Source organism: Falsiroseomonas sp. HW251 (assembly GCF_050563545.1).
Lineage (GTDB): Bacteria > Pseudomonadota > Alphaproteobacteria > Acetobacterales > Acetobacteraceae > Falsiroseomonas.
Genome location: NZ_JBNXUM010000042.1, coordinates 14,077 through 30,004, shown reverse-complemented (window position 1 = coordinate 30,004; position 15,928 = coordinate 14,077). Strand labels below are relative to the sequence as shown.

The following is a 15,928-nucleotide window of genomic DNA, read 5'->3' as shown; positions in this document are numbered from 1 at the left end:
TTACCCCTTCACGGCGCCGGCGGTGAGGCCGGAGACGATGTAGCGCTGGAACAGCACGGAGAGCAGGACCGGCGGGACGATGGCGATGACGCCCGCCGCGTTGACGAAGGAGAAGCTCGTCGTGAAGTCCATGATGAAGCCGGAGATGATGATCGGCAGCGTCTGCGCCTCCACGTTCTGCGTCAGCACGAGGGCGAAGACGAACTCGTTCCAGCTCGTCAGGAAGGCGAACATCAGCGCCGCGACGATCGCCGGCACCGCCAGCGGCAGGTAGACGTGGCGCAGCGCGCCCCAATGGCCGCAGCCATCCATCCGCGCCGCGCGGTAGAGGTCGCGCGGGATGCCCTCGAAATAGGAGATCAGGATGAAGATGGTGAAGGGCACGGTGACCGCGAGGTAGGTGACGACCAGCGCTGAGAGGCTGTTCACCAGGCCGAGCGTGCGGATCACCAGGAAGAGCGGCACGGCGAGTGCGATGTCCGGGATCACGCGCGTCGCGAGCACGGTGTAGAGCGTCGCGTGCCGCCCGCGGAACGGGATCACCGCGATGGCGTAGGCGCCGGTCAGCGAGAGCAGCAGGTTCAGCGCGCCGACGCAGGCGCCGACAATCAGGCTGTTCCACAGCGCCGGCACCAGGTTCTGCGCGCCGGAGGGCAGGAAGCCGCCGGTCGCGGGATCGCCCTGGCGCCGGTTCTCGTAGGTCACTTCCCGCTCGCGCGCGGTGAAGATGGCGTTGAAGTTCACGAGCGTCGGCTGGGGCGGCAGCCAGTTCGGCGGCACCGCGGTGATCTCGGCCTCCGTCTGGAGGGAGGAGGAGGCGAGCCAGGCGACCGGCCCCGCGACATAGGCCACGAAGAGCAGCGAGAAGGAGGAGATGACCAGGCCGCGCGCGAGCCGCGGCAGGACAGGGGGGCCGGACATCACAGCTTCCTCCCGACGAAGCGGATGAAGAGGTAGCTCAGCACGAAGGTCGCCAGCGCCAGCAGGTAGGACATCGCCGCCCCCGTCCCGAAGCGGAGGCTCCGGAAGGTCTCCACATAGATCAGCCAGGAGAGCGTGAAGCTCGCATCGCCCGGGCCGCCCTGGGTCATGATCAGAAACAGGTCGAAATGGCGGATGCTGATCATCGTCTCGTAGACCAGCACCAGCACGAGGCCAGGCCGCAGCGCGGGCAGCGTCACGTGCCAGAAGCGGGTGAAGACGCCGGCGCCGTCCACCTTGGCGGCGCGATACAGGTCCTCGGGGATCGCCTTCATCGTGACGATCAGCAGCAGCGCGGCCAGCGGCATCTGCTTCCAGATCGCCGCATTGGCGATGAGGAAGATTGTCAGGTCGGGATCGCCGAGCCAGACGCGGTACTTCTCCAGCAGCCCGACCTGCACGAGCATCCCGTTCAGCAGCCCGTAGTTCGGATCGTAGATCCACTTCCACATCAGGCCGGTCACGACGGAGGGCGTCGCCCAGGGCACCAGCAGCAGCGCGGCGAGGATCCGCTGGCCGGGGAAGGCCTCGTTCAGCAGCAGGGCGACGCCGATCGCCAGCACGGTTACGACCACGACGACGAAGACGGCATAGGTGGTGGTGCGCAGCACCGCGACCCAGAAGCGCGGGTCGTCGAACACGCGCAGGTAGTTGTCGAAGCCGACGAAGGGCCGGCGCAGCGGCCGGGTCAGCACGATGTCGTGCAGGCTGACCCAGAAGCTGTAGAGGATCGGGAAGGCTGCAATCACCAGCAGCACGGCGATGACCGGCGCCACCAGCAGCCAGGCGCTGCGGTCGTCATAGGACAGGCCGCGGGCGAGCAGGGCCGACACCCGGCCCCGCCGCGCCGGCGCGTCCCTCGTGACCAGGCCCGCGTCCGACATCTCAGCGGAATGCCCGGCGCAGGTCGCTCCATTTGGCGGCCGCCGTGCGCAGCGCGGCGTCGGGTTCGGCGCGGCCGAGACAGACATTCTGCCAGACCTGGTTGGAGGTCTCGACCCATTCGCCGAACCAGGGTGAGATCACGTCCTTCTTGCGCGACAGCGTCGCCTGCTGCGCGATCACCGCGCCGCCGCCCGCCCAGCGATCCCAAAAGCCCTTGACGTCCGGGTCGTCGTTCAGCGGCAGCGTGCAGAAGGGGATGCCGACATCCTGCAGGATCAGCTTCTGCATGGAGTAGTTGCCGCTGGTGTCGCGGCCGCCGAAGAACTCGATGAACTGCACTGCGCGCTCGCGCCGCGCGCGGTCCTGCTTGGCTGCGGGCGTCATGCCGTAGAAGCGGATCCAGCCGCAGCTCTCATGCGTGCCGCTCGGCCCGCCCTTCGGCATCAGCGCAACGCGGATCTTCCCGGCCGCCGGCGACTGGGACGGGTCGTTCAGCGCGCGCATGCGGTAGGTCGGGATGATGGCGAAGACATGCGCCCCGGTGCCGAAGGCGCGAAGGCCGTTGACCTCGGCGGTCTCCACCGCACCGGGTGAGAGGATCCGGTGGGTATGGATCGCCTCCCGCAGGAAGCGCGCGGCGCGCACCGCGCCGCGGATCGCGTCCGCCATAACCGGCTCGCCCCGCTCGTCCACGAAGCGCCCGCCGAAGGAGAAGGTCAGCGCCGAGACGAACTCGATCAGCCAGGTGTCGGCGGCCAGCGAGAGCATCAGCGGGAACTCGCAGATGCCGCGCTGCTTCATGGAGAGGCTCGCCTGCACCACCTCCTCCCAGGTCACGGGCGGGCGTTCCAGGCCGGCGCGCTGCATCAGCTCGGTGTTCACCATGAAGCTCATGTGGTCGCCGTAGTAGGCGAGGCCGTACTGCTTGCCGCGGTACATCATGGACTGCGTGCAGAACTCCGCGGCCTCCGCGTTGTAGCGGGTGAGCTGCGGGATGTCGGAGATGTCGGCCAGCCATCCGGCCTCGGCGAATTCCGGCAGCCACGCGTCGGAGACCCAGCTGACATCGATCGGCGCATTGCCAACCAAGCGGGTGACGAGCGCGGTGCGGAACTGCGCCCAGGGGAAGTTCTCATAGTTGACGCGGATGTTCGTTGCGCGCTCGAAGGCGGTGATCTGCGCCCGCACCTGGTCCACCGCCGCCGACCAGCCGACGAAGCTCAGCGTGCCGCGGGCCTGCGCGCCGGCTGGCAGGATGGCGGCCGTGCCGAGCCCGGCGGCGGCGAGCATCGCCCGGCGCGTGATGCGCTGGTGAACCATTGGACGTCTCCCTTTCCCTTCTCGCCCGTGCCCTTCCCGGCGCGCGGCGGCAACAAATCAGGCAGCCCGAGAGGGCACCTCCAGATTCACGCTCACGTTCTTCCGCTGTGTAAAGCTTTCCAGCATGCCTTCGAGCGAGAACTCGCGCCCGATGCCGCTCTGCTTCACGCCGCCGTAGTGGTGGCCCGGCACCTGGCCGCCAGCCTGGTTCACCTGCACCCAGCCGGCCTCGATGCGGTGCGCGGTGCGCAGCCCGGCGCCGATCTCATGGGTGAAGACGTAGGCCGCGAGACCGTAGTGGCTGTCATTGGCCATGCGCAGCATCTCCGCCTCGTCCTCCCACGGGATGGCGACGAGGACGGGGCCGAAGATTTCCTCCCGCGCCAGCCGCCAGTCGTTGCTGGCGCCTGCGAAGATGGTCGGCACGGCGAAGTAGCCCTGCGCCAGCGGACCGTCGGCGGGCGGCAGGCCACCGGTCACTAGTCGCGCATCGTCCCGCGCAAGCCCGTCGCGGACGTAGCCGCAGACCTTCTCGAACTGCCGGCGGTTGATAATCGCGCCAATATCCGTGGCCTCGTCCAGCGGATCGCCGAGCTTCAGCCCATCCACCTTCGCCTTCAGCCGATCGAGGAAGCGGTCATGGATCCGGCGGTGCAGGAAGAGCCGCGACCCGGCGGTGCAGCTCTGGCTCTGCCGCGTGAAGCGCATGGCAGCGATCACGCCCTCCACCACCCAGTCCTTGTCGGCGTCGGGATAGACGATGCAGGGCGACTTGCCGCCGAGCTCGAGCGAGACGGGCACGATTCGCTCTGCCGCCCAGCCCATGATCAGCCGACCCACGCTCGTCGAGCCGGTGAAGGAGAGCTTGCGGATATCGGGATGCCGCGCCAGCGGTTCGCCGCATTCCGCGCCCGTCCCGGTCAGCACGTTGAGCACGCCGGCCGGCAGGAAGCGCTGGCAGGCCTCGGCGAGCATCAGTACGCCGAGCGGCGCGTCCTCCGCCGCCTTCATCACCACCGTGTTCCCAGCACAGAGCGCGGGCGCGATCTTCAGCGCGGCCAGCACGACAGGCGCGTTCCAGGGAATGATCGCGCCCACCACGCCGATCGGCTCCCGCCGCGTATAGCTCAGCACGTGCTCGCCGAGCGCCAGCGTCTCGCCCTTCAGCTCGCTGGCAAGGCCGCCGAAGTAGCGGAAGATCTCCGCGACGCCGCGTGCCTCGGGCCGCGCCTGGGTGCGGAGGGCATTGCCGGTCTCCTCCGCGATGCAGCGGGCCAGCGGCTCGGCGTCGGCCTCCAGCACGTCAGCGATGCGGGTCAGCAGGCGCCCCCGGTCTCGCGGCGCGATCCGCGACCAGGCGGGAAAGGCGGCAAGCGCGGCGGCGACGGCGGCCTCCACATCCTCAGCCGTGCCGCGCGGCACCTCGGCGATCAGGCTGCGGCGCGCCGGGTTCTCGACGGCGATGGTGCCGCCCCCGCGGGCGGGCAGCCAGTCGCCACCGACCAGCATCGGGCGAAAGGGAAGCTTCGCTGCGCCGGCGCCCTGCCGGGCCGTCTCGATGCTGTCCATGTCCGCCGCTCCCGATTGTTCGTACCCGTTGGCGAGCGTGATACACCAAAACTCCAATCAGGCATACCAGATTTTTCGTTTGGCATCGCTCATGCAGCGATGCGCAGGATCTCCAGCAGGTCCCCCGCGCCGGTCACCGGGCGAGGATTGGTGGCGATCGGACCCGTGCCGTCATAGCGCGCCGCGAGATCCGCGAGCTGGGCCTCTCCGGCGATGCCGACATCGCCGAGCCGCGTCGGCAGGCCGAGCGCCGTGACGAAGTCGCGCAGCCCCTCCCCTGCCGATTCCGCGCGCCCGAAGAGCCGCGCCAGCAACGCCTGGCGCGCCGCGTTCACCGGCGCGTTCCATGCCATCACCGCCGGCAGCGACAGGCAGGAGGTGATGCCATGCGGCACGCCGCGCGCCGCGCCGAGGATGTAGCCGATCCCGTGGCTCGCGCCGACCGGCACGCCGGCCCAGCCACCCATCACGGAAAGCCACGCAGCCTGCTGGCACGCCGCCCGCGCCGCGAGGTCGCCGGGTGCGGCGCGCAGCCGCCGCAGCCCGGGCTCGAGCATCTCGAGCGCCTGGCGCGACACGGCATCGGAGAAGGGCTCTGGCCGCAGCGAGCACCAGCGTTCCGCCGCGTGGTCGATCGCGCGCACGCCGGACGAGAGCAGCAGCTCGGCCGGCGTCTCCAGCGTCGCCGCGGGATCCAGGATGACGGTGCGCGGCACCATCGGCGCGATGCCGAAGACGTGCTTGCGCCCGGCGGCGAGGTCGGTGAGACCGGCATGCGCCGAGAATTCGGCGGCGGACAGCGTCGTCGGCACTGCGACGATGCGGGGGCTCGGCATCGCCTCCGGCCAGTCCCCCGCGCCGGCGCGCGGCAGGTCGGTGAGCAGCGCGGCGGACCCGGCGCGGCCGGTCCAGACCGCGAAGCAGGCGGATTTCGCGCCGTCGATCACCGATCCGCCGCCCAGCGCGACGACCAGGTCGGCCTGCACCTCCCGGATCAGGGCGGCGAGCGCGGCGACGTCCTCCGCCGGGCTGTGCGCGCGCATCCCGTCATGCGCCGCAGCAAGGCGCGGGCCGATCGCCGCCTCGGCCGCCGCGCGGATGCGGCTGCCGCGCAGCGAGGTGGTGCTCGCCAGCAGCACGCGCCGCGCGGCGCCGATCTCGGCGGGCAGCGTATCGGCCAGCGCCACATCGTGATGCACCCGCTGCTGCGCGGGCCAGGCATGCGTGCTCATTCGGCGGCCAGCGTCGTGCTGCTCACGAAGCGCAGCACCGCCTCGCGGTCGGCATCGAGGCGCGGGGCCGGGCGCGGGCGCCGGCGCTGCTGCGTCGAGACGCGCACCGGCATCGCGGCGAGCCGCGTCCGCTCGCCTTCCGTCTCCACGATCATGCCGCGCGCGGCGATCTGCGGATCGGCAACGAGATCCGCAACGTCGTTTAGCGGGCCGCCCGGAATGCCCGCCGCCTCGAACAGCGCGAGCCAATGGGCCCGCGGCGCCGTGCCCAGCACCGCGTCCAGCTCTTGCTTGAGCTCGGCATGGTGCGCGTTGCGCAGCGGCATGGAGGCATAGCGCGGATCCGTCGCCATCCCGGGCCGCCCGATGGCGCGCGCCAGGGCGGCGAACTGCGCCTTGTTCCCGACGCAGATGGCAAGGTGCCCGTCCTGCGCCTGGAACAGGCCGAACGGCGTGATGCTCGGATGCCGCGCGCCGATGCGCCCGGGCGTCTCGCCTATGGCGAGGTGGCGCGCGATCGCGTTCTCCAGCAGCGCCGCCTGGCAATCCAGCATCGCGATGTCCACCAGGCTGCCGACGCCCGTTCGCTCGCGCTGGCGGAGCGCGGCGAGGATGCCGACCGAGGCGAAGAGGCCGGCGGCGATGTCACCGATGGAGATGCCGACCCGCGCGGGCTCGCCGCCTTCCTCGCCGGTGATGCTCATGATCCCGCCCATCGCCTGCGCCACCATGTCGTAGGCGGTGCGCGCGGCGTAGGGACCGGTCTGCCCGAAGCCGGAGATGCTCGCCATGACGAGGCCGGGATGACGCCCGCGCAGCACCTCCCACCCGTAGCCGAGCCGCGCCATGACGCCGGGGCGGAAGTTCTCCACGAGCACGTCGGCGCGCGTAATCAGCCGGTCGAGCACCGCGCGGTCGGCCTCGTCCTTCAGGTGGAGCGCGATCGATTCCTTGTCGCGATTGACCGACGCGAAATAGAGCGAGCGGTCCTCCACGAAAGGGGGGAAGGCGCGCGCATCGTCGCCGCCGGCCGGGCTTTCCACCTTGATCACCCGCGCGCCGAGATCGGCGAGCAGCATGGTCGCATAGGGGCCGGCCAGGGCGCGCGTGAGGTCCACCACCACCACGCCCGACAGCGGCCCGTCCGCGCCGATCGGTTCCATGTCCGCTCTCCTCATTCCAGGGATTCGCCGGCTTCGCGGACCACGACGGCCCAGAAGCCGATCTCGCGCTGCACGAAGGCCGCGAATTCGTCGGGAGAGGCGGAGGGGACGGCCTGCAGCCCCTCCGTTGCCAGGCGTTCGCGCACTCCGGGGTCCTGCACCACCTTGACGAGCGCCGCGTAGGCGCGGTCGCGGATCGGGGCCGGCAGGCGCGCCGGGCCCCAGACGCCCCACCATCCCGCGACGTCCAGTGCCGGGAGACCTGCCGCCTCCGCCCCCGGCACGTCCGGAATGACCGGCGAGGGCAGCCGCGTCGTCATCGCCAGCGCGCGAATGCGCCCGGCGCGCGCCAGCGGCAGCGCCACCGGCGGCGTCGCGATGGTGAGCTGGACGTCGCCCGACAGCACGGCCTGGATCGCCGGTGCGCCGCCGCGGAAGGGCACGTGCTGCAGGCTGATGCCGGCGACCTTGGCCAGCATCGCGCCCGCGAGGTGCGACGGCGTGCCGTTGCCCGGCGTCGAGTAGTTCCAGCGGCCCGGCTCCGCCCGCACGCGCTCCATGAGCTGCGCGAGGGAGGCGAGGTTGGTCTGCAGACCTGCGGCGATGATGGTCGGCAGGTCGGTAAGGCGCGTGATCGGCGTGAAGTCGGCGACCGGATCGAAGGCGACGCGGCGGTAGAGGGCAGGGTTCACGGCATGGCTGAAATTTCCGCCGAGCAGCAGCGTATGGCCGTCCGGCTCGGCGCGCGCGACATGCTCGGTCGCGAGGTTCGAACCGGCACCCGGCCGGTTGTCCACGACGATCGGCTGCCCGACCTCGCGCGACAGCGGCTCCGTGAGACTGCGGGCGATGAAGTCGCCCGAGCCGCCGGGCGGGAAGCCGACGACGAGGCGCACGGGCCGCGTCGGCCAGTTGGCCTGTGCCCGCGTGGGCGATGCGATCGGCATCGCGAGAGCTGCCGCCACCAGGGCGCGTCGTGTCGTCATGTGCGTTCCTCCCGGGGCGATATCGCGACCGGCGTGTCCTCCCGGCCGCCCCATTCGGACCAGGAGCCGTCATAGACCGCCGCCTCCGGCAGCCCGGCCTCGGCGATCGCCAGCGCCAGAAGGCAGGCGGTGACGCCCGCGCCGCACGTTGTCACAACCGGGCGCGCGCCATCGACACCCAGCGCCAGAAGGCGCCATCGCAGCACCGCGCGCGGCAGGAAGCTCGCGTCGGGCGCGAGGAGGTCCTTGTAGAAGAGGTTGCGCGCGCCGGGCATGTGGCCGCCACGCAGGCCCGGAAAGGGCTCTGCCGCGTGCCCGTCGAAGCAGTCCGGCGTGATCCGTGCGTCGCGCACGATCGCTGACCAGCGCGAGCGTTCCGCGCGGATGCGCGCGCCGAATGCCGCGGCGCCGAGGTATTCCGGCGTGGCGCCCTGCGCGGCGAGAGCGGACGGCAGCTCGCTCCCCGCCATCTCCTGCGCCACCGCTGCATCAAGCCGCGTGATCGCTTCGGCCGGCGTCGCCGCCGGTGCGACCAGGCCCTGCCACCCCGTCACGTCATAGCCCGGGAGGCCGGACTCGGCGGCCGTGGGCAGGTCGGGCGCGGCGGCCTGGCGGGTGGCCGAGGTCCAGGCGAGCAGGCGCACGCGACCGGCCTCGGCCTGCGGCTTGAGCAGGCCATAGGTATCGATCATCAGGTCGATGCGGCCTGCCGCCAGATCGACCAATGCCGGCGCACTGCCGCGATAGGGAACATGCTGGATGTCGAGCCCGGCCTGACGCCGCAGCAGCTCGAAGGCGAGATGCGTGATGCTCCCGTTGCCGCCGGATCCCATCGACAGCGACCCCGGACGTGACCTCGCGAGCGCCAGGAACTCGGCCAGATTCGTTGCGGGAAGGTCGGCACGGATCGCGACCACCAGTGCGATCGCCACCACCTGGGAGACGGCAGCGAAGTCGCGCAGCGTGTCGAACGGCAGGTCGCGGTAGAGAGCATTGCTGATCGCGAGCGTGCCGAGGTTGCCGAAATAGAGCGTCTGGCCATCCGGCGGCGCAGTTGCCACAGCGGCCATCGCGAGATTGCCGTTGGCGCCCGCCCGGTTCTCCACGACGAAGGCCTGGCCGGTCGCCGCGGTCAGCGCGCGGACGAGGGTGCGGGCCGTCGCGTCAGTGCCACCGCCGGGCGGGAAGCCGACCACCACGCGGACCGGACGTGCCGTCTGCGCCCTCAAGCGGAGCGGGCAGAGCAGCGCCGGCGCCGCCAGCAGCGCCCGCCGGGACAGCATCATGGCGTCATCTCCTCGATGGCGTGGCGTTCCTGCTCCGTGAGCATTGCCGGTCGCGTCAGGCTCGTGCGCAGCGCGGCATCGGCAAGCAGCAGGCCATGCAGGGGCGTCGCCGTCGTGGCGACCGGCGCGGAGCGCGGGGCCGAGGCCGGCCGCAGGCGCCGCCGTCAGCAGCGCGCCGCGACGCCGCGCCTCCCGCGCCGCCATGCGCAGCGCGCTGGCGACCATCAGTGCGGTGAGCCGCGAGTGGCCCGACAATGTGGGCAGCAGGTCGCGCTCGGTCGCGAGCAGCGCGGCATCGAGCAACGCGGGTCCGGTCGCCTCCGGATGCAGCGCGCGGGCGGGAGGTTCCTCGGCAGCGAGCTTGCGTGTCGCCACGCCCTCGGGCGCAGTCATCCGCAGCACAGCTAGCTCCAGCTCGGCCGCAAGCCGACCGGTCAGCGCGAGCTCGAGCGAGGGCTCCACGCCGGAGCCATGCCGCCAGCCCTGCGCGAGCGCGATCGCGGCCCAACGCAGATGGGCCAGCAGCTCCCACCAGCGCACCGCGGCGTCGTCCACCGCGCCGCCACCCGCCGCCTCGTAGCCTTCGTAGAACGCGGCGCGCGTCGCGATGCCGCCGGCTTCCAGGTCCTGGCGGCTGAAGCGCCAGCAGGCCGCGCAGAACCAGCCGAGGTCGGACATCGGGTCGCCCCAGCCCGCGAACTCCCAGTCCAGGATCGCGGTCAGGCCACGGGCGTCGAGCATGTAGTTGCCGGTGCGGAAGTCGCGATGCGCCAGCACGACGCCATGGGCGCGCGGCGGATGAAGCTCCGCCCAGCGGAGCCCCCATTCCAGTGCGGGCCGCTCGGCGCCAAGCCCGTCCAGCGCGGCACGAATGCGCGCGATCTCGGCCGCCGCGGGATCGGCGGGCGGCGTGCCCAGGAAGCCGAGATCCGCCCGCGGCGGCGTGATCGCGTGCAGTCGCGCGAGCTCTCCGCCGAGCCGTCGCGCCAGCACATTGCGAACGCCGCCCAGCGTCGCGTCCTTCACCACGCGGGGCCCGAATCCGATGCCGTCCACCTTCGCCATCACCAGGAAAGGACCGCCGATCACGTCCGGGCCCTCGCACAGGCCAAGCGGGCGAGGCACGGTGACGCCTGCCGCCGCGGCCGCGCGCAGCAGCGCATATTCCTCGGCCCGGCCGTGGCTTTCGGCGACAGAGGCTGCGGCGTCCCGTCGCAGCACGATCTCCGCCGGCCCGTCTCCGGCCAGCCGCAGAAGCCAGTTCTGCTGGATCGCGCCGCCGGACAGCCGCCGCGCCTCGACGATCCGCAACCGCGAGCCGAGCGTGGCGGAAAGCCAGGCCTCGAGCGGCCCGAGGTCCGGGGCGAGCGTCACGCCGCGTGCCCCCAGCTCCAGAACCCGTTGCCCTCGCGCCGGTGGCAGCCGGCGAGGACCATGGCATGCACCTCGCTTGCGCCGTCCACCAGGCGCGCCTGACGGGCGTAGCGGTAGATCCACTCGGCGACCGTGTCCTTCGAATAGCCGCGCGCCCCGTTCACCTGCACGGCGGTGTCGGCGCAGAGGTGCAGCGTGTCGGCGACGTGGTTCTTAGCCAGACTGATCTCCTTCCGCGCGAATTCGCCCGCGTCGAGTTTCCACGCCGCCTTCATGACCAGCAGCCGGCCGACCTCGATCGCCGCCGCGCAGCGGCCGATGGCCACCTGCACCGTCTCACGTTCCGCCAGCCGCACGCCGAAGCCCGTACGCGCCTCGGCATACTCGGCCGCGATCTCCAGGCAGCGCTTGGCCAGCCCAAGCCAGCGCATGCAATGCGTCAGCCGCGCCGGCCCAAGGCGCATCTGCGTCAGCCTGAGACCATCCCCCGGGCCCAGCAGCACGTCGTCATCGGCGATCTCGAGGCCGTCGAAGGCCAGCTCGCAATGGCCGCCATGCTCCTCCGGCCCCATGATCGGGATGCGGCGGACGACGCGCCACCCCGGCTGGTCGCGGTGGAACAGGAAGGCGCCGAGGCCCTTGCGCGGGTCGTCCGAGACGCGCGCGATCAGGATGAAGTGCGCCGCCTCCGCCGCGCCGGTGATGAACCATTTGCGGCCATGCACCACCCACCGTCCTCCGCGGCGCTCGGCCCGGGTCCTGATCATCGCGGGGTCGGAGCCGCCGCCCGGCGCCGGCTCGGTCATGGCGAAGGCGGAGCGGACTTCGCCGCTGACGACCGGGTCGAGCCAGCGGTCCTGCTGCCGCGGCGTTGCGGCCTGGGACAGCACGCGCATGTTGCCGTCGTCGGGTGCCGCGCAGTTGAGGCAGACCGGCCCGAAGATCGAGCGGTTCGCCTCCTCGTAGAACGCGGCCTGCGCGACCATGGTCAGGCCCATGCCGCCGCGCTCGCGCGGCACCTGCGGCGCCCAGAGCCCGGCGGCCTTCGCCTTCGCACGCGCCAAGGCGAGCGGCGCGGCCGCGATGTTCTCGTGCGCGTCCCAGCTCGACCGGTCGGCCTCCAGCGGCAGGATCTCGGCCTCGATGAAGTCGCGCACCAGGCGGCGGAAGCGCTCGGCCTCGGGCGGCAGCGTGAAGTCCATGGCGCGGTCCTCAGAGCGGGCTGGCGTGGTGGCCGCCATCCACCGTCAGCACGGCAGCGGTCAGCCAGGTTGAGGCGCCGGAGGCGAGCAGCAGGAAAGGCGCGTCGAGGTCCTCCGGCCGCCCGAGCCGCCGCATCGGGATGCGCCGAACCAGTGCCGCGCCTGCTTCGGTCGCAAAGAAGTCGCGGTTGAGCTCGGTCTCGACATAGCCCGGCGCGAGCGCGTTCACGCGGATGCCGTGGCGCGCCCATTCCACCGCCAGCGCGCGCGTCATCTGCACCAGCCCGGCCTTGGAGATGGCGTAGGGCGCGACCCCACCGGCGACGCGCAGGCCGAGGATGGAGGCGATGTTGACGATGTCGCCGCCCGATCCGCGCATCAGCCGTGCCGCTTCCGTCGCGCATAGCCATGCGCCGCGGAGATTGGTGTCGAGCACGCGGTCGAAGCCGGCGGGATCCACCTCCAGCGCGGGCGCGGTCTCCGCGATGCCGGCATTGTTGACCAGCAGGTCGAGCCCGCCCGCCTCGCCGATCCGTGCGAAGGAAGCGGCGAGGCCGGCAGCGTCGGTGACGTCAAGCGCGAGCGGGCGCACATCCCCGGCACCCGCCTCGCGACAGCGCCGCAGCGTCGCTTCCAGCCGCGCCTCCGACCGCGCGGCGAGCCAAAGCGTGCCGATGCCCTCACGCGCCAGCAGACCGGCGAAATGAGCGCCGAGGCCCGACGATGCGCCAGTGACCAGCGCGCGGCGGCGCTTCATGAAGCGCCTCGCTCGCGCTCGGCCACCATGGCGAGGAAGGGAGCGTAATCCTCCTTGCGGATGTCCACGTGGTCGAGCAGGCGGCGATGCGCGGCGTCGGCGTCGCCAGCGATCACCGCGTCGGCGATGCCGAAGTGCTCGGCCACCGAACGCTCCAGCCGGCCTGGCAGCTGCAACGTGTAGGCGCGATACACCCCCGCGCGCTGCCGCGCCTGGCGCGCGGCGGATTCCAGGAAGGCGTTATGGGCGGCGGCGTAGAGCGCGTCGTGGAACGCCATGTTGGCGATCGAGTAGCGATCCGGGCCCTCGCCCGCGACCTCGGCGCAGGTCTGGGCTAGGCGCCGGAGTTGCGCGGCCTCGTCGCGCGTCGCGCGTCGCCCAGCATAGCGGCCGCACAGCGCCTCGAACTCCGCCATCGCCTCGAACAGCAGGAGCACGTCGGCGAGCGCGATCCGCGCGACATAGTTGCCGGAGCGCGCCCGCGTCTCCACCAGGCCCTGCGAGACAAGATGGCCGATCGCCTCCCGCACCGGCGTGCGGGAGACGCCGAAGCGCTGCGACAGCGCCCGCTCATCCAGGCGCTCACCGGGGGAAAAAGCGCCCCGCACGATCTCGGCTTCCAGCGTGCGGGCGATGACGACGCGGGGGGCGTCCACGCCGGGCGGCTCGACGCGGGCGGGCAGCGTCAGGCGATGGACGCGTGCGGGCGCCGGAGGCTCGGGCGAGGGGTGCGGTGCGCTGCGTCGTGGCATCGAAATTAATCCTTGAACACCAATTGTAGTTTCTGGCATACCAGTTTGGCCTGCTGGTCTCAACAGAAATCCTTTCATCAGAAACCAAGGACGCCCCGATGAGCCACCCCGACGCAGAGCGCTCAATCCTCCACCTCTCGCTCCCGGTGGCGGACCTCGCCCAGGCGCGCGCCTTCTATGTCGAGACACTGGGCTGCCGCGTCGGCCGAACGGAGCCGAACCGGATGGATGTGGACTTCTTCGGCCATCACCTCGTGCTGCATCACCTGCCGGAGGAGGCGGAGCGACCTATCCCCGGCGTGATTGCCGCCGGCGACCCCGCGCCCGTACGGCATTTCGGCGCGGTGCTGCCGCCTTCCGGCTTCGAGGCGCTGGTCGCGCGCATGGCGCGCGCCGGCGTGGCCTTCGTCGTGCCGCCGCACACGGCGCGCGCCGGCACCCCGGGGGAGCAGCTCATTACCCTGGTTAAGGACGGCTGCGGCAACGTCGTCGAGTTCAAGGGCATGGAATCGTCGGCGGTGTTCGCGGCGTGACGGCCATGGCGCCGCAGCACTTCGCCGGCGAAACCGCGCTGGTCACCGGCGCGGGCGGCGGCATAGGCGAGGGCGTCGCGCGCGAGCTCGCCGCGGCGGGTGCCGAGGTGCTGCTCGCCGACATCGATACCGCGCGGGGCGAGGCGGTCATCGCCTCGCTCCGCGCCGGTGGAGCGCGTGCCAGCTTCGTGCCGGCCGATCTCGCCGCGCGGGACGAGGCGGACGCGTTGCTGGCCCGGATCGGCGAGGCGCCGATCAGCCTCTTCGTGCACGCGGCGTCGCCGACGCGCGGCGCCGGCGAGACGGTCGATGTGGTGTCGGCCGAGGCCTGGGACCGGATGCTCGACGTCAATCTCCGCTCTGGCTTCTTCCTCGGCCGGGCGCTCGGCAACCGCTGGGCCGCGACCGGAACGCGCGGCCGCATGGTGTTCGTCACGTCGCTGCACGCCGACACGCCGCGCAACCTGGCGCACTACAGCGCGGCGAAAGCCGGGCAGGTGATGGTGGTGCGGGAGCTTGCGCGCTTTTTCGGTCCCGCCGGGATACGCGTGAACGCGGTCGCGCCAGGCGCGATTCCGGGCGGCGGTTTCAGCGCCGATTTCGCCGCGCTGGCGGCGCGGATCCCGCTGCGTCGCGTCGGCACGCCAGCCGATGTCGCCCGCGCTGTCGCCATGCTGCTGTCGGATGCCGCGACCGGCTACGTCACCGGCGCCGTCCTGCCGGTCGATGGCGGCCTCGCGCTGTTCAACTGGATCGATGCGGCGTCGGCGCCGGCCGTGACACCGGACACAGCATGATGACGCCGGCGCGCCGCGCCGACGGGCAATCCGCCTCGGCACAACGCATGCGATTGCAAGGGAGGGTGAAGCAATGATGAAACGGCGTGCGGTCCTGGGAGGCGCCGCCTCCAGCCTGGCGATCGGCAGCCTGCCGCGATTCGCGGCGGCGCAGGCCTGGCCTACGCGGTCGATACGTCACGTAGTGCCGTTCCCGGCGGGCGGCATCACCGATGTCCTTGCCCGGCGCTTCTGCGATCGGCTGGGCGCTCAGCTCGGCCGCGGGGTGCTCGTGGACAACCGCCCCGGCGCCGCCGGCGGCATCGGCTGCACCGCGGTCGCGCAGTCGCGCCCTGACGGCTACACGACGCTCGACGCCGGAATCGGCACCCACGTCTTCAATCCGATGATCTACCGTCGGCTCGCGTATGACCCGGTCCGCGACTTCACGCCGGTGACGCTGCTCACCCGTTTCACGCCGGCACTCATGGTCACCAGCGACAGCGGCTTCGGCAGCGTCGCCGATGTCATCGCGGCGGTGCGCCGGGAGCCGGGCAAGGTCGCCTTCGGCTCGAGCGGCATCGGCTCGCCGGGCCACGTCCTTGTCGAGCTGTTCGGCCGGCAGATCGGCAGCGAGCCGCTGCACGTCCCCTTCGCCGGGGGCGCACCGGCGATCAACGCGATGGCGAGCGGCGCGGTGCAGGCTCTGTTCGACTTCCCGATTGCGGCGATGCCGCTGATCGAGGCAGGCCGGATCGTGCCGCTCGCCATCCTAGGCTCACAGCGCCTAAGCTTGGTCCCAACCGTGCCGACGACGCGGGAGCTCGGAATCGACGGCCTCGAGATGTCGGTCTGGCGAGGCCTTTTCCTGCCGGCGAACGCGCCTCGGCCGATCGTGGATCGGCTCGCGGCGGAAGCAGCGACCGTGATGGCGATGCGCGACATCGTCGCGCATTGCGAGAGTTCCGGCGTGACGGCGGAGACGAGCACGCCGGAGGCCTTCGCTGCGCTGATGGAGCGCGAGGCCGACCGTTGGCGTCCGATCATCAGGGACGCGAACATCACGATCGAAGGCTGAAGACCGACGGCGCCTGCCTGAGGAGAGCACATGC

Annotated in this window: 14 protein-coding genes; 3 read left to right on the top strand and 11 right to left on the bottom strand. The window is 71.6% G+C overall.

What is annotated here, in order from left to right; translation table 11 throughout:
- The 11 genes from ACLF3M_RS31935 to ACLF3M_RS31885 form a co-directional block, all read right to left on the bottom strand.
- Positions 1-921, bottom strand: coding sequence for a carbohydrate ABC transporter permease (locus ACLF3M_RS31935; protein WP_430661067.1), 921 nt, complete (start codon positions 919-921; stop codon positions 1-3).
- Complete coding sequence (locus ACLF3M_RS31930; RefSeq protein ID WP_430661066.1) at positions 921-1,865, bottom strand: carbohydrate ABC transporter permease; 945 nt, start codon at positions 1,863-1,865, stop codon at positions 921-923. Before ACLF3M_RS31930 ends, ACLF3M_RS31935 begins: the two co-directional genes overlap by 1 nt.
- Position 1,866: 1 nt before the next feature.
- A complete protein-coding gene (locus tag ACLF3M_RS31925) occupies positions 1,867-3,186 on the bottom strand; it encodes an ABC transporter substrate-binding protein (RefSeq protein ID WP_430661065.1) in 1,320 nt (439 codons plus the stop codon).
- 57 nt (positions 3,187-3,243) lie between these two features.
- Positions 3,244-4,755, bottom strand: coding sequence for an aldehyde dehydrogenase family protein (locus ACLF3M_RS31920; RefSeq protein WP_430661064.1), 1,512 nt, complete (start codon positions 4,753-4,755; stop codon positions 3,244-3,246).
- A gap of 89 nt (positions 4,756-4,844) precedes the next feature.
- Positions 4,845-5,987, bottom strand: a complete 1,143-nt coding sequence (locus ACLF3M_RS31915) for an iron-containing alcohol dehydrogenase (protein WP_430661063.1) — start codon at positions 5,985-5,987, stop codon at positions 4,845-4,847.
- Positions 5,984-7,150: a CaiB/BaiF CoA transferase family protein gene (locus ACLF3M_RS31910; protein ID WP_430661062.1), complete on the bottom strand. Its 1,167-nt coding sequence runs from the start codon at positions 7,148-7,150 to the stop codon at positions 5,984-5,986. Before ACLF3M_RS31910 ends, ACLF3M_RS31915 begins: the two co-directional genes overlap by 4 nt.
- An 11-nt stretch (positions 7,151-7,161) precedes the next feature.
- Positions 7,162-8,136, bottom strand: a complete 975-nt coding sequence (locus tag ACLF3M_RS31905; RefSeq protein WP_430661061.1) for a Bug family tripartite tricarboxylate transporter substrate binding protein — start codon at positions 8,134-8,136, stop codon at positions 7,162-7,164.
- Positions 8,133-10,796: a tripartite tricarboxylate transporter substrate-binding protein gene (locus ACLF3M_RS31900; RefSeq protein WP_430661060.1), complete on the bottom strand. Its 2,664-nt coding sequence runs from the start codon at positions 10,794-10,796 to the stop codon at positions 8,133-8,135. Before ACLF3M_RS31900 ends, ACLF3M_RS31905 begins: the two co-directional genes overlap by 4 nt.
- A complete protein-coding gene (locus ACLF3M_RS31895; RefSeq protein WP_430661059.1) occupies positions 10,793-11,998 on the bottom strand; it encodes an acyl-CoA dehydrogenase family protein in 1,206 nt (401 codons plus the stop codon). Before ACLF3M_RS31895 ends, ACLF3M_RS31900 begins: the two co-directional genes overlap by 4 nt.
- A gap of 10 nt (positions 11,999-12,008) precedes the next feature.
- Complete coding sequence (locus ACLF3M_RS31890) at positions 12,009-12,755, bottom strand: SDR family NAD(P)-dependent oxidoreductase (protein ID WP_430661058.1); 747 nt, start codon at positions 12,753-12,755, stop codon at positions 12,009-12,011.
- Positions 12,752-13,507, bottom strand: a complete 756-nt coding sequence (locus ACLF3M_RS31885; protein WP_430661057.1) for a GntR family transcriptional regulator — start codon at positions 13,505-13,507, stop codon at positions 12,752-12,754. Before ACLF3M_RS31885 ends, ACLF3M_RS31890 begins: the two co-directional genes overlap by 4 nt.
- 98 nt (positions 13,508-13,605) lie before the next feature.
- Here ACLF3M_RS31885 and ACLF3M_RS31880 point away from each other — a divergent pair, with 98 nt between their 5' ends.
- The 3 genes from ACLF3M_RS31880 to ACLF3M_RS31870 all read left to right on the top strand — a co-directional run bounded on the left by ACLF3M_RS31880 (position 13,606) and on the right by ACLF3M_RS31870 (position 15,894).
- Positions 13,606-14,040: a VOC family protein gene (locus ACLF3M_RS31880; RefSeq protein ID WP_430661056.1), complete on the top strand. Its 435-nt coding sequence runs from the start codon at positions 13,606-13,608 to the stop codon at positions 14,038-14,040.
- Between the two features lie 5 nt (positions 14,041-14,045).
- Positions 14,046-14,837: an SDR family NAD(P)-dependent oxidoreductase gene (locus tag ACLF3M_RS31875; RefSeq protein ID WP_430661055.1), complete on the top strand. Its 792-nt coding sequence runs from the start codon at positions 14,046-14,048 to the stop codon at positions 14,835-14,837.
- A gap of 73 nt (positions 14,838-14,910) precedes the next feature.
- Complete coding sequence (locus ACLF3M_RS31870; protein WP_430661054.1) at positions 14,911-15,894, top strand: Bug family tripartite tricarboxylate transporter substrate binding protein; 984 nt, start codon at positions 14,911-14,913, stop codon at positions 15,892-15,894.
- Positions 15,895-15,928: the final 34 nt, after the last annotated feature.

Excerpts from the sequence above, each read along its gene's own strand:
- ACLF3M_RS31935 (WP_430661067.1), bottom strand. The coding sequence starts at position 921 with ATGTCCGGCCCCCCTGTCCTGCCGCGGCTCGCGCGCGGCCTGGTCATC.
- ACLF3M_RS31930 (WP_430661066.1), bottom strand. The coding sequence starts at position 1,865 with ATGTCGGACGCGGGCCTGGTCACGAGGGACGCGCCGGCGCGGCGGGGC.
- ACLF3M_RS31925 (WP_430661065.1), bottom strand. The coding sequence starts at position 3,186 with ATGGTTCACCAGCGCATCACGCGCCGGGCGATGCTCGCCGCCGCCGGG.
- ACLF3M_RS31920 (WP_430661064.1), bottom strand. The coding sequence starts at position 4,755 with ATGGACAGCATCGAGACGGCCCGGCAGGGCGCCGGCGCAGCGAAGCTT.
- ACLF3M_RS31915 (WP_430661063.1), bottom strand. The coding sequence starts at position 5,987 with ATGAGCACGCATGCCTGGCCCGCGCAGCAGCGGGTGCATCACGATGTG.
- ACLF3M_RS31910 (WP_430661062.1), bottom strand. The coding sequence starts at position 7,150 with ATGGAACCGATCGGCGCGGACGGGCCGCTGTCGGGCGTGGTGGTGGTG.
- ACLF3M_RS31905 (WP_430661061.1), bottom strand. The coding sequence starts at position 8,136 with ATGACGACACGACGCGCCCTGGTGGCGGCAGCTCTCGCGATGCCGATC.
- ACLF3M_RS31895 (WP_430661059.1), bottom strand. The coding sequence starts at position 11,998 with ATGGACTTCACGCTGCCGCCCGAGGCCGAGCGCTTCCGCCGCCTGGTG.
- ACLF3M_RS31890 (WP_430661058.1), bottom strand. The coding sequence starts at position 12,755 with ATGAAGCGCCGCCGCGCGCTGGTCACTGGCGCATCGTCGGGCCTCGGC.
- ACLF3M_RS31885 (WP_430661057.1), bottom strand. The coding sequence starts at position 13,507 with ATGCCACGACGCAGCGCACCGCACCCCTCGCCCGAGCCTCCGGCGCCC.
- ACLF3M_RS31880 (WP_430661056.1), top strand. The coding sequence starts at position 13,606 with ATGAGCCACCCCGACGCAGAGCGCTCAATCCTCCACCTCTCGCTCCCG.
- ACLF3M_RS31875 (WP_430661055.1), top strand. The coding sequence starts at position 14,046 with ATGGCGCCGCAGCACTTCGCCGGCGAAACCGCGCTGGTCACCGGCGCG.
- ACLF3M_RS31870 (WP_430661054.1), top strand. The coding sequence starts at position 14,911 with ATGATGAAACGGCGTGCGGTCCTGGGAGGCGCCGCCTCCAGCCTGGCG.